The following is a 12,776-nucleotide window of genomic DNA, read 5'->3' as shown; positions in this document are numbered from 1 at the left end:
TTAGTCCGTCAGTTGGTATTCAAAGTCATAATGATGAATACCCGATTCAATTCGAATTGCCATTTTACCAGAAATACCTTCAAGTTCACCTGCGCCTGAGTCTGGTACCACTTCTAAAATCAATCGGTCAGCCCCTTTATCCATGGTGCCAAAATGTTGCAGCACAAAACTGCCTTGCTTACCTTCTAAGCTACCAACAACTTGCTCTATCGCTACATAACCTGCACTGCCCTGAGTTGCAGTCATGGCACTGAGCATTTCGCCTTGGCTTGTTGCTTCTAATGGACCTGAAAACTGTTTATCAATCGACATACGTCCTAAATTTACGCCATCTTGCCCTGTGGCATAGCCGCCAATTGGGTTTAATTTTACGGTGAATTGACCACTGATCGTTGTAGATTCCATACTAATCCCTTAATAACTGTTGATTTTTAGAGCATTGATAACCATATCTATACCCTATTCATCAACAAGAATCTAGCATGTCTACCAATAAAGAAAAGGCCGCATTTAGCAGCCTGTTACCGATTTTAGCTTTTATTAAACCCTATAAATGGGTGGTGTTTGCAGCCCTTGGCGCCTTGCTGCTTACGGCCGGTGTTAACTTATCACTCGGACAAGGCGTTAAATTTGTTATCGACCATGGCTTTATTGCAGGCTCACAAGCTCAGCTTCAACAAGCAGTAATGGTGTTGATTGGTTTAATAAGCTTATTAGCTGTAGGTACTTTTTGTCGCTTTTATTTAATGTCGTGGATTGGTGAGCGAGTCAGTAACGATATCCGTAAAGCCGTGTTTGATCGCATCGTTACATTACACCCGAGCTACTTTGAAGAAAACCGTAGTGGCGAGCTGATGTCGCGCCTGACCACCGACACCACCTTATTGCAATCTATCATTGGTTCCTCTTTTTCAATGGCACTACGTAGTAGTTTAATGCTGATTGGTGGCTTGGCTATGCTACTTATTACCAACCTAAAGCTGACTCTTGTCGTTGTTGCCTGCGTACCAGTAGTATTAGTGCCGATGATGATTTTTGGCCGAAAAGTAAGAAAACTGGCAAGCTCAAGCCAAGATGCCATTGCCGATATCAGCACCTATGCTGGTGAGATCATTCAAAATATTAAAGTAGTGCAAAGTTATAGCCATGAAGAACGTGAAAAAGCAGCATTTAGCGAAGAGACCAACAAGGCGTTTCAAGTAGCGAAGAGCCGAATCAAACAGCGCTCGTTTTTGATTGCAGCGGTGATATTTCTGACCTTTAGTGCTATTAGCGTGATGCTTTGGGTTGGTGGCAGTGACGTATTAGCTGGCACTATGACAGGTGGTGAGCTAGGCGCTTTCGTGTTCTATGCGATTATGGTGGCGATGTCTGTAGCAACCGTTGCCGAAGTGTATGGTGAGCTGCAAAGAGCCGAAGGTGCAGCAGCACGGCTGTTAGAGCTACTTGCCGTTGAAAGCATGATCAAAAGTCCAGATACAAATCATGATGCACAACTTGAAGCAAACAAACTTAATCACCCTGCTATCGAGTTTAATGAGGTATCTTTTCATTACCCTTCAAGGCCAGATAAAGCCGCTTTAAATACGCTGAATTTACAAGTAAAACAAGGTCAAACTCTTGCTATCGTTGGCCCATCGGGGGCTGGTAAAACAACGTTGTTTGAGTTACTGCAGCGCTTTTACGACCCAAGTTCAGGGAGTATTTCGCTGGCAGGAATAAACATAAAAGCACTCTCTCTTGATTGCTTACGCCAACAAATGGGGATGGTGGCACAAAACCCAATTTTATTTAGCTCAGACGTAATGCATAACATACGTTATGGCAACCCAAGCGCCAGCGACGAGCAAGTATATGCGGCGGCCAAATATGCCCATGCCGATGAGTTTATTAGTCAACTACCAGATGGTTACCACAGCTTTTTAGGGGAGCAAGGTGTTAGGCTTTCAGGTGGGCAAAAACAACGCATAGTTCTGGCCCGCGCAATATTAAAAGACCCTGCAATTTTATTGCTTGATGAAGCAACCAGTGCACTCGACGCACAAAGTGAGTTTCATGTACAAGCTGCCCTTGAGCATTTAATGAAAGACAGAACAACACTGATCATTGCCCATCGTTTGGCAACGGTTAAACACGCCGATGTGATTGTCGTGATGGATAAAGGAGAAATTATTGCAACGGGTACGCATCAGCAATTGTTTGAGACTAACCCATTGTATAAACAATTGTGCGAATTACAGTTTAATCGAGATTAAGAAGGGAAATGTCAGGTTTGAAAGGGCATATCAAACCTGACCACAAATCTAGATATAAAATCTAACCTTGTGTATTCGGTACGATCTGAATTTCTACGCGGCGGTTTAAAGCTCGGCCATTTGCTGAGTCATTGCTTGCCACAGGGCGTGTTTCACCATAGCCTCGTGTGCTGATACGCGCAGACATAATCTGATGATTCACTAAGTAATCTTTTACGCTTTGCGCACGTTGTTGAGATAACGTCATATTGTAGCTATCTTTACCTGTGCTGTCGGTATGACCTTCTACGCTTAAGTAGGTTTTTTCGTATTTATTCATCACCTTAGCAATCGCATCTAAGGTGCTATGAAAGCCCGACGAAATATAAGATTGGTCAGTTGCAAAAGTAATATTTGATGGCATGACTAGACGAATATTGTCGCCTTCACGAACCACTTCAACACCTGAGCCTGCTAGCTCATCGCGAAATGCTTCTTCTTGCTTATCCATATAATCGCCAACGGCTGCACCTGCTAATGCACCAATAGCCGCACCAATGAAGATACGTTTATCATCGTGGTCGCCAGTTGCTTTACCTAGAACGGCACCTGTAGCAGCACCAATCGCAGCGCCTTTACCTGTATTCGTTGTCTCACAACCTGTCAATAAAACGGCTAATACGCCCACTGTTAAAACTGATTTTGTAAAAGTCATGTGTCTCTCCATGGCAATTATTCAAATTGAATTGTTAACAATTATGAATGAACGTCTATGAACAAACTATGAAGAATGGGTTACTTATCGATTGCTACAGCAGTAACCGGAGGTAAGTTATAACTTTTGACCAATTCTGTTAAACGGCCATTGAGGACTAAGGTATTAAGGCGCTCTTGAATTTTTTCGGCTAAACTCGAGCTTGCAAACTGTTTACTTAGGACAATGTGACCATAAATAACATCTTTATAGCGATAAGGCATTTTTACAATTTCTTGTGAAGGTCGCTGCAAAAAAACGGAGGCATGATCTGCAGTCTCTTCAACAGCAATCACTAAATCAACACGATTTTTTAATAACATCTCAAAAGCATTATGTTCGCTTAAAGCCTCGATTTTAGTGAGGGTTTTATCAGTGTCGAAGCGGGGAAAATGCGCAGCACCTCGCATTACCGCAATGCGCTTACCGACTAGGTCTTGATAATTGTTTATTTTAAGCTCGCTATCAGCTTTTGCATAAAACACGAAAGAAGACGACAGCATCATATACGGCGGGGTAAGAAACTGCATTTTTTGTTCGCGCGCTTCTGTGCGAATAAGGCCGCCCATCACATCCAGCTCATTTTGCTCAAGCATCTTTAAACAACGAGAAAATGGGCAAGCAACATACTCAAACTTAATTGGTAAGCTAGGTTGCATTTCACGCATGATATCAACAATTGCGCCACTCACTTTACCATCATCAGAAATCATGCCATAAGGGGGCGCATGATCAACAGCCACCAACACTTTCTCATAAGAGTTCGCAGATACTAAGCCACTGAAAAAAAATAACAACAAACTTGCAATGTAGTGTTTCATAGTGATACTCATGACTACGTTCACTGGTTCTGTATATTGTAGACGGCCTTGTGTCATAAAAACCACAAAAATGTCATACAATTTTGTCATAATTGAAAAAAAATTACTGATGGCAAATCAATGTTATTCATCATATTTAAGCAATTCTTTTTATTAGGCTGTATGAGCTTTGGTGGCCCTGCAGCACACCTTGGTTACTTCAAACGCCACTTTGTTGATAATTTAAAATGGCTTTCTGCTGAACGCTATGCCCAACTGATTAGTCTTAGCCAAGCATTACCGGGCCCAGGTTCGAGTCAAGTTAGCTTTGCGATGGGGGTTGAAAAAGGAGGGGTATTGGGTGGCCTGTGTGCTTTTATTGGGTTTACCCTACCCTCATTTTTAATCATGTTTTTTCTGGCTCTAAGCGCTCATCAATTTGGTGATATATACTTTGCAGTAATTGCTGGGCTAAAACTCTTTGCAGTAGTGATTGTTGCCGATGCAACCTATAGCATGGCAATGAGCTTTTGCAAAAACCACTTACATAAACTTATAGCAGTGCTAAGTACTGTTGTATTGATTATTTTCTCACAATTATCGAGCCAAATTTTAGTACTTATTGCAGCAGCGGCTATAGGTTGGTGCTATCCACAGCTTAAATTACCTGAAAGCCAAGAGCAAAAATCAGTGAAAATAGCTTGGTTACCACTTGGCTTATTTGCCATCTTGTTATTAATTAGTTTTTTACCTTTCGGTGAATGGCTCTCTTTGTTTGCCCCATTTTATCAAACTGGCGCTATGGTCTTTGGTGGCGGTCACGTTGTGTTACCTATTTTACAAGCTGGTGTACCGAGCCTTGAAACTGAGCAGTTTTTATCGGCTTATGCCAGTGCCCAAGCCATACCTGGACCGATGTTTACTATCGCTACTTATTTAGGCGCACAAGTTACACCAAGCATTCCACTTGTAGGTGCTATTGTCGCGACCATCCTGATTTTCTTACCGGGTTTTTTGTTGATGTTAGCCTTTATGAAAAGCTGGTTACAGTTAGCAGATAAGCCACGCTTTGCAGGCAGTATCGCAGCGCTAAATGCCGCTGTAGTGGGGTTTTTAGCCGCTGCTCTTTATTCACCGATTTGGCAATCGGCAGTGCAAAATCTATGGCAAGTAGCTTTAGTCATTGCAGCATTTACATGGCTAAGAATGGCAAAGCCACCTATTTGGTGGCTTTTGTTAGGCTTTATTACGATTAGCTTATTGATTGGTCAGCTTTAAGCTTTCTCACGTGGAGGATTAGCTACCTTGATACTAGGTTTTAAGCCAGTTTGGGCTTCGCTTGTGCTCAACTGACCCGTAACACTTTGATAAGGTCTAAGCCCAAAAATAGGCAGAACAGCAAGTAGATGATCCATGATCTCTGCTTGCAAGTGCTCGTATGAAATCCAGCGCTTATCCTCACTAAAGCAATAAAACTCAATCGGTAAACCATGATTTATTGGTTGCAGCTCTCGCACCATTAAAGTTAAATCACGATTAATTTTTTCATGTTGCTTTAAGTAACCTTCAGCATAACGTCTAAATAAGCCAAGATTTGTTACTGGGTTAGGTAAATTTGCTACTCGTATGTAGTCATGCAAAGGAATTGCATCATCAATTTGCTCTCGAAAAGCATCATCCACCAAACGAATACTATTCATATCAATGTTTAAAGAACGCTTGATACGACGACCACCTGACTCTTGCATACCACGCCAGTTTTTAAATGACCCTGCAACTAACATGTAAGTTGGAATGGTTGTAATGGTATTATCCCAGTTACGCACTTTTACTGTATTTAAACCAAGGTCGATAACTTCACCGTCCGCGCCATAGCTATCCACTTGGATCCAATCACCATAAGTCACTAATCGATTAGCTGCTATTTGAATACTGGCGACAAAACCCAAAATGGTGTCTTTAAATACGAGTAAGGTCACCGCCGCTATCGCACCAAAACCAGACAAAATATAAGTTGGCGACTTCTCTAGCAAAATGCTCACAATGAGAATGGCGCAAACCATAAAAGTGATAAGTTTTACAACTTGGATCAAGCCCTGAATCGGAATATCGCGCGCAAAATCAAGCTGATTATAAATACCACCAGCAATGCTCACCACACTACTTAAAATGAAGCCACCGTAAATGATCAGTGCAATTTGACCCACCGTTTTAAGTACTAATGCAGCGACATCATGAACTGGATAAACATAATCGAAGGTCGCTAAATAAAGTACACAGCACAATATCCCTGCAAAACGACGGTTTAACTTATTGAGCATAGGTGTGAGCGCACCAATACGCTCAGGAGACAGGCGTGTAACAACCTTTTGAATACCCGGCAGTAATAAGCGACGGGTAAACATGTAAATTATTAGTAATGAGCCAACACCGATAGCTGTAGCGGTTAATGCACTTATTAGCGCCGCGTCTGGCATTGATTCAAACCAAGGCATCACCAACTCTTGTAGGTGAGTTTGCTTCATGGCGCTTCAATCTCCTTATTGATGGTAGCAAGGTACTCAGCTTGCTGAGCTTGGTGATAAGTTAGTAGCTGAGCATCTTTTTGTAACCACAACTCATTAATATGTTGTTGGAAAGCCGTTCTAAATGCACGGTCATGCTGATAATCACCAATCATCTCTGCGCTAATTGCTTGCACTTGCACTTCAACTTTAATCACGTTTAAACGGCCACGCATCAGGTTACGGCAAATATGGTCGCCCTCCCCCTGATAAATAATCGAGGTATTTAATAATGCATCAAATTGCTCACCTAACACCTCAAGAGCAAATGCTATACCGCCTGCTTTGGGCTTTAAAAGGTAAGTAAACGGACTATTTTGCTTACTGTGCTTTTGACTTGTAAAGCGCGTGCCTTCAACAAAGTTAATGATTGTTGTTGGGTGATTACGAAAATCACGGCAGCTACGTTTGGTGCGCTCAACATCAAGCCCTTTCAGCTTAGGATTTTTTGCCAGTTGCGCTTTGCTCACCCGCTTCATAAAAGGCATACCCATAGCCCATGCGCCAGTGCCAATGAATGGCACATACTTCAGCTCATCTTTTAAGAAAAACTTTGGCGCGGGTAAAACATCGATTGCACTCAGAACAACAATGTCTAGCCAGCTCATATGATTAGAGATAAGTAAGTACCAACCATCTCTAGTAACTTTACCTTTAATATCAATTTCAATTACTGGGCAACCTAACCACAAGGCAAAGCGGTTACCTTTACACCAACCGCGATAAGCTAAATGAAGAATATCGCTAACCACCTTAAATGGCAGTAGTAACTTAAGCACACCAAACAGCAGCACCAGCGTGCCCCAAATAATCACATTAGCAAACAAGACAATACTAACTAGAACGCCTGTTAACCAATTTGGTAAAAATTTCTTTAACATATGTGTGCTCTCGACTGCGTTAGCAATACTACTGCGTTTTAGCTTCTAATTCGGCTAACTGTTGATTTTTTTCTTCCCAAATTCGATTTAGCTCAGCTTGAAAATTTACTCTAAACTCTGCATCGCCCGTATAATCCCCAATCAAATTTGGACTCACTTCCATCACTTCTACTCGCACATCGACTTGCTTTACTCGACCACTAGCAAAGTCCACAAAGCTAGGAATACCACCAGGGTAATGAATGGTTACATTCACTACTTTGGAAATTTGTTCACCCATTGCTTGCATAACAAACGCAACCCCGCCCGCTTTCGGCTTTAATAGGTGCTCAAAAGGACTATTTTGGCGAGAATGCTTTTGCTCAGTAAAACGCGTACCTTCAACAAAGTTAACAATACTCACTGGCATTTCTTTAAACTTTTCACAGGCTTTGCGCGTGGTTTCTAAGTCTTTGCCACGCAATTTAGGGTTTTTCTTTAACTGGGCTTTACTCGTACGAGTCATGAATGGGAAATCCAACGCCCACCATGCAAGACCCAAGAAAGGAACGTATATCAGCTCTTTTTTCAAGAAAAAGTTTAAAAACGGAATACGGCGATTAAACAGACGTTGCATAACAACGATATCGACCCAGCTTTGATGATTCGCGATCACCAAGTACCAGTCTTTCGCTTTTAACTGCTCAAGACCTGTCACGTTCAGATTATATGAAGCAAATATGTTTTGGTTGATGCTGTTGCAACTCACCCACATAGTGGCGCATTGCTTAGCAATCCAACTCATTAATTTTTGCAATGGCTTGATTGGAATAAGCTTTATGAGGCCACAAATAAAAATAGGCACAAACCAAAAAAGGGTATTGAGGGTGTAAAATAAAAAACTGAACACACAACGGATCATCGACATTACTACTTATTCCTTTAACGCTTAATCTTCAAAATACGTATAGCCAGCAAGGCCTGCATTTAGTTCTGATAAATATTGTGCCTTAGATTGCTCATCAATTGCCAGTGAGTTGACCCGTTTTGCAAAGTTTTCAGCAAGAATCTCGCTATCATAATCAACAAACTTTAATACGTCCTTAACACTGTCACCTTTAATGGCATTAGTCAGTTGATAGCCTGCTTCTGTAAGCTCAACATGCACTGAATCTGTATCGCCGAACAGGTTATGTAAATCACCTAAAATCTCTTGATACGCACCCACTAAAAACATTGCAATATGGTATTGCTGACCTTGCTTGTACTCAGGAATAGGTAAGCTGCTCTCTATGCCTGTGCCTTCGACATAATCACGAATTTGCCCATCTGAGTCACAGGTAATGTCTTGAATAATGGCGCGCTGTGTTAATGGCTGATGCAAGTTTTCAACTGGCATGACAGGGAATAACTGCCCAATCCCCCAGACATCGGGGAGTGACTGAAATAATGAGAAGTTAACGAAGAGCTTATCGGCAAGTTTCTCGTTTAAATCGTCTAACACTTCTCGATGTGAACGGGCATTCTCACTAAGTGATGCACGAACACGATGTAAAATTGTGAAATACAACTGCTCGAGCTTCGCCCACTCAAGCATAGTGAGTAGGCCATGCACATATTGGTCATGGGCTTCACTGAATAGATGCATTGCATCATGATAAATTTCCAACGCCATTCGCGGTGTTAAACGCTGTAAACACTGCCACATTTCATCTAGTACCAATACACTGCCTGCCTCTGGCGCCGTTGGATTTGCATGGTTTGGCGCACGCTCAACATCAATAACATCTGTAATTAATACCGCGTGGTGCGCTGTTAACGCACGGCCTGACTCGGTAATAATGGCAGGGTGTTTAAGGTCATGTTGCTGACACACTTCAGCAAACGCATTAACTACATTACGCGCATATTCTTCAACACTGTAGTTCATTGAACACGAACTACGTGACCCAGAGCCTTCGTAATCAACACCTAAACCGCCACCGACATCCACGGTATTAAGTGGTACGCCTAACTGTGTTAACTCTGCAAAGTGACGAGCACATTCACGCAGTGCGCGATGAATATCGCGGATATTGGCAATTTGCGAGCCGATGTGGAAATGCACTAGTTGCATTAAATGAAGTTTATTGCGCGATTTAAGCAGCTCAACCGCAGATAGCACTTGCCCTGCTGTTAAACCAAACTTACCTTTTTCACCACCGGTATTCTGCCATTTCCCCTTACCAACCGAGTTTAAGCGAATACGAATCCCAATTGATGGCTCGATGCCTAGGTCATCAATTTCTGCCAATAGAGTAGTTAGCTCAGAAAGTTTTTCTACAACAATATGAACCTTATGACCCATGCCTTGGCCAATACAGGCTAAGCGTAAAAACTCACTGTCTTTATAACCATTACAAACGATGGTAATTGGCTCTTGTGCTACACCTAAAATAGCCATCAGCTCAGGTTTTGAACCGGCTTCAAGGCCCACTAAACCACTTGGGTGAGCAAGTAGTTTACTGACCACAGAACGCTGTTGATTAACTTTAATTGGATAAACACAGGTATAACTACCTTGGTATTCACGGGCATTTCGTGCTTTGGTAAATGCGCTAGTCAGCGTTTCAACGCGATTTTGTAAGATATCGGTAAAACGCACTAAAACAGGTAGGGTAAGACCTTGCTTTTTAAATTGCTCAGTCAGTTCAGATAAAGACACCGCGGCTTTAGTTTGATCGCCATCAGGGTAAGCCACCAGCTCACCTTGTGCGTTAATGTCAAAGTAACCGTCACTCCAGTGAGCAACATTGTATGTTTCGCGTGCTTTATCTAAACCCCAAGTCATGGCAATGTCTTCTGTAAATTCATTAAATATAAACGCACATTTTAATACGCTAGGGCTGACCACGCTAACAAAAATTGCGCTGTATGCCAAAGTGATAAAAAATATTCGCTATACTGATTAAAATTTGATTGAGCAATTAGCCAAGCACTGGCAGAATTGCACCCCCTTTTTTACCATTAACCAAAAGTGTATAAGCAAGATGGCTAATTTAGATCAAAATAACTGGTTCACTGAAATTAGTGACCGTGATGGTAGTGCCTTTTCATTACGCATTACTAAAAAGCTTGATGAACAGCAATCGCCATTTCAAAAAGTAGAAATGTACGAAACAACTGACTTCGGTAATCTGATGATTATTGACGGTTGTACTATGGTAAGTAGCCGTGAAAACTTTTTTTACCACGAGATGATCAGCCATCCGGCATTGCTTGCACACCCAAATCCAAAAAATGTTGTGATCATTGGTGGTGGTGACTGCGGTACTTTACGCGAAGTATTAAAACACCCAAGTGTTGAAAACGTAACGCAAATTGATATCGACGAAGTCGTGACACAAATGTCACTTAAATACTTCCCTGAGCTGTGTGAATCAAATCAAGATCCGCGTGCTACAGTGATGTTTGATGACGGCATCAAGTACATGCGCGAAGCAGCGCCAGAATCAATCGATGTAGTCATTGTTGATGGTACAGATCCAGTTGGCCCAGGCGAAGGTTTATTTAACCACGCTTTCTATACCAGCTGTTTAACTGCACTTCGCCCGGGTGGCATCTTAATTCAACAAAGTGAATCGCCACTTATGCACATGCCACTTTTAGTTGAAATGCGTGATGCAATGACTGAAGTGGGCTTTGTTGACTTACAAACGCTGCCTTTCCCACAACCAATTTATCCAAGTGGTTTATGGTCTGTAACGCTTGCTCGTAAGTCAGAAGCGTTCGCTGGTTTTCGTGAAGATGATGCCAATAAACTTGCGCAAAGCACTGAATACTATAATGCAGGTATTCACCACGGTGCATTAGCCACACCTAATTATATGAAACGTGCTTTCGAGAAAAAGTAAGCGTTTTGACTAAATGAAAAAAGGGCTCATTGAGCCCTTTTTTGTTGTATTAAACCTTAAATCTATTAACTAACTGATTCAGTTCGTCAGTAAGCTGATTCATACGGTTAGCGACCTCTTGTGTTGAACTCGCTAACCCGCCTCCATGTTGGGTTTGATCGTTTAGATCAGACAGGTTTTGACTAATTTCATCTGCCACAGCAGTTTGCTCTTCAGTTGCTTGTGCTGTTTGCATCGCCATATCATTTACTTTGACCGATGATTCTTGCATCGAGTTAAGTATATCGTTAGTTTGGGTAAACGACTCAACTGCTTCATCAGCAAAACGCTTACCACTATTAATCGCCTGTAAGGATTGCTCAACACTGGCTGCAAATTGCTCAACCATAGTTTGAATATCATTAGTGCTTTCTTGGGTCCGAGTTGCTAGGGTGCGAACCTCATCTGCAACCACCGCAAAACCTCGCCCTTGCTCACCAGCTCGCGCAGCTTCAATTGCAGCATTTAGTGCAAGTAAGTTAGTTTGCTCAGCTATAGCGCGAATAACTTCAAGCACTTTAGCAATGTTGTCTGAGCTTTGTTGCAGTTCAGTGGAACGTTGGCTGGCATGTTCCATATTATCTGACAAGGCAACAATTTTTCGACTCGAGTTATCAACCGCAGCCAAGCCTTGTTTAGCCAGTTGCTGTGAGTTGTCAGCTTCATGGGATGAGTTTTGTGCCACACCTGCAACCTCACGACTTGCAACGCTCATTTCATGTACTGCACTAACTATTGATTCAGATGCTTGGCTAAGCTTTTGATTTATTTGATGGTTCTGATTAGCAAAATTATCAAGGTCACGACCTAAATTATGCAGCTCTTTAGCCTGTCCAAGTATGTCTTTGATAAGTTGTTGTAGGTTATCTAAAAATCCGTTAAAAGCCGTCGCAAGTTCTGCAAACTCGTCTTGTGTTTTTACATTGATACGGCCTGTTAAATCACCATCTCCCGACGCAATCTCATTAATTCGCTCTGTCACAAAGTTAATCTGCTTCGTGAGTTGTCGAGGTACATAATAGCTAAACCAACCAGCGACAAGTAAAACGATAGCGATCATTATCATTAGTTTAACTTTAAAGCTGATAACACCATCCATTAACTTCTCAGTTTCAGATTTTGATGTTTTATCTGCTGCTTCGCCTGCTTTATCTAAAATATCCCTCAGTGCTGAAAATGTTTGTTCAGCAATCTGCTTTTTTTCACTGTTTTGTGGGTCATTAATAAAGTTTTTTGATGCCGAATACCATGAATCAAATGCGCTATCAAAATGACGGAACCGGTCGACTACCTCGGTGTAAGGTGACATGTAAGACAAGTATTGCCCAAAGCGCTCTTTAACTTGATCGGCATTTTCTTGATGTTCATTTAGATAAGTTTTGTCTGTGTTACTGCTTGTAACAAGAGTAAGCTCGGCAACCTTTGCTTGGTAAATATCTCTATCAGCATTAACAACGACCGAAATCGCATTCAAAAATCGTTCTGATTGCGCGTCAACAGCTTGTTTTTGCAAACTGATAAGATAAGTGTAGCCTGCAATTAGAATAAGAATGGCAATGCCTAACAAAATAATCGGTAGGGAACTTTTAACGCGAATGCTTTGTAAATTCATACATTTTCCTAATTAAAAAT

11 protein-coding genes are annotated in these 12,776 nt (G+C 41.8%); 3 read left to right on the top strand and 8 right to left on the bottom strand.

Features of this window, described 5'->3' with window-relative positions:
- Window positions 1-405: a DUF3224 domain-containing protein gene (locus IRQ78_RS15975; protein ID WP_054554415.1), complete on the bottom strand. Its 405-nt coding sequence runs from the start codon at window positions 403-405 to the stop codon at window positions 1-3.
- A 77-nt stretch (window positions 406-482) separates the two neighbouring features.
- Here IRQ78_RS15975 and IRQ78_RS15970 point away from each other — a divergent pair, with 77 nt between their 5' ends.
- Complete coding sequence (locus IRQ78_RS15970) at window positions 483-2,255, top strand: ABC transporter transmembrane domain-containing protein (RefSeq protein WP_194442670.1); 1,773 nt, start codon at window positions 483-485, stop codon at window positions 2,253-2,255.
- Window positions 2,256-2,316: 61 nt separating this feature from the next.
- Here the strand turns inward: IRQ78_RS15970 and IRQ78_RS15965 are convergent, their stop codons facing one another.
- Window positions 2,317-2,949: an OmpA family protein gene (locus IRQ78_RS15965; RefSeq protein ID WP_054562840.1), complete on the bottom strand. Its 633-nt coding sequence runs from the start codon at window positions 2,947-2,949 to the stop codon at window positions 2,317-2,319.
- A gap of 80 nt (window positions 2,950-3,029) precedes the next feature.
- Window positions 3,030-3,809, bottom strand: a complete 780-nt coding sequence (locus tag IRQ78_RS15960) for a substrate-binding periplasmic protein (protein ID WP_194442669.1) — start codon at window positions 3,807-3,809, stop codon at window positions 3,030-3,032.
- Between the two features lie 120 nt (window positions 3,810-3,929).
- On the opposite strand from IRQ78_RS15960, the gene chrA reads away from it, so the two are divergent.
- Window positions 3,930-5,066 (top strand): chromate efflux transporter, encoded by a 1,137-nt coding sequence (gene chrA, locus IRQ78_RS15955; protein WP_138618416.1) that lies wholly within the window; start codon window positions 3,930-3,932, stop codon window positions 5,064-5,066.
- Here chrA and IRQ78_RS15950 read toward each other — a convergent pair.
- Genes IRQ78_RS15950 through speA form a run of 4 tightly spaced genes read right to left on the bottom strand, consistent with a single transcriptional unit; the run spans window position 5,063 to window position 10,042 of the window.
- Window positions 5,063-6,313 carry a mechanosensitive ion channel family protein gene (locus tag IRQ78_RS15950; RefSeq protein WP_054554419.1) on the bottom strand — a complete coding sequence of 417 codons (1,251 nt, stop codon included), beginning with the start codon at window positions 6,311-6,313 and terminating at the stop codon, window positions 5,063-5,065. The genes chrA and IRQ78_RS15950 overlap by 4 nt on opposite strands.
- Window positions 6,310-7,233 (bottom strand): acetyltransferase, encoded by a 924-nt coding sequence (locus IRQ78_RS15945; RefSeq protein ID WP_194442668.1) that lies wholly within the window; start codon window positions 7,231-7,233, stop codon window positions 6,310-6,312. The genes IRQ78_RS15950 and IRQ78_RS15945 overlap by 4 nt, the downstream gene beginning before the upstream one ends.
- A 28-nt stretch (window positions 7,234-7,261) precedes the next feature.
- The gene (locus IRQ78_RS15940) at window positions 7,262-8,140 is read right to left on the bottom strand and encodes an acyltransferase (RefSeq protein ID WP_054554421.1); all 879 of its coding nucleotides are present in this window, start codon (window positions 8,138-8,140) and stop codon (window positions 7,262-7,264) included.
- A 21-nt stretch (window positions 8,141-8,161) separates the two neighbouring features.
- Entirely contained in the window at window positions 8,162-10,042 is a 1,881-nt protein-coding gene (speA, locus tag IRQ78_RS15935; RefSeq protein WP_054554514.1) for a biosynthetic arginine decarboxylase, read from the bottom strand.
- A 199-nt stretch (window positions 10,043-10,241) separates the two neighbouring features.
- On the opposite strand from speA, the gene speE reads away from it, so the two are divergent.
- Window positions 10,242-11,105, top strand: a complete 864-nt coding sequence (gene speE / locus IRQ78_RS15930) for a polyamine aminopropyltransferase (RefSeq protein ID WP_054554422.1) — start codon at window positions 10,242-10,244, stop codon at window positions 11,103-11,105.
- A gap of 49 nt (window positions 11,106-11,154) precedes the next feature.
- On the opposite strand, the gene IRQ78_RS15925 is transcribed toward speE, so the two are convergent.
- Window positions 11,155-12,756, bottom strand: coding sequence for a methyl-accepting chemotaxis protein (locus tag IRQ78_RS15925; protein WP_054554423.1), 1,602 nt, complete (start codon window positions 12,754-12,756; stop codon window positions 11,155-11,157).
- Window positions 12,757-12,776 lie beyond the last annotated feature (20 nt).

It is taken from the genome of Pseudoalteromonas simplex, from assembly GCF_015278155.1.
GTDB classification, from domain to species: domain Bacteria; phylum Pseudomonadota; class Gammaproteobacteria; order Enterobacterales; family Alteromonadaceae; genus Pseudoalteromonas; species Pseudoalteromonas simplex.
This window is presented reverse-complemented; position numbering and strand designations above follow the sequence as displayed.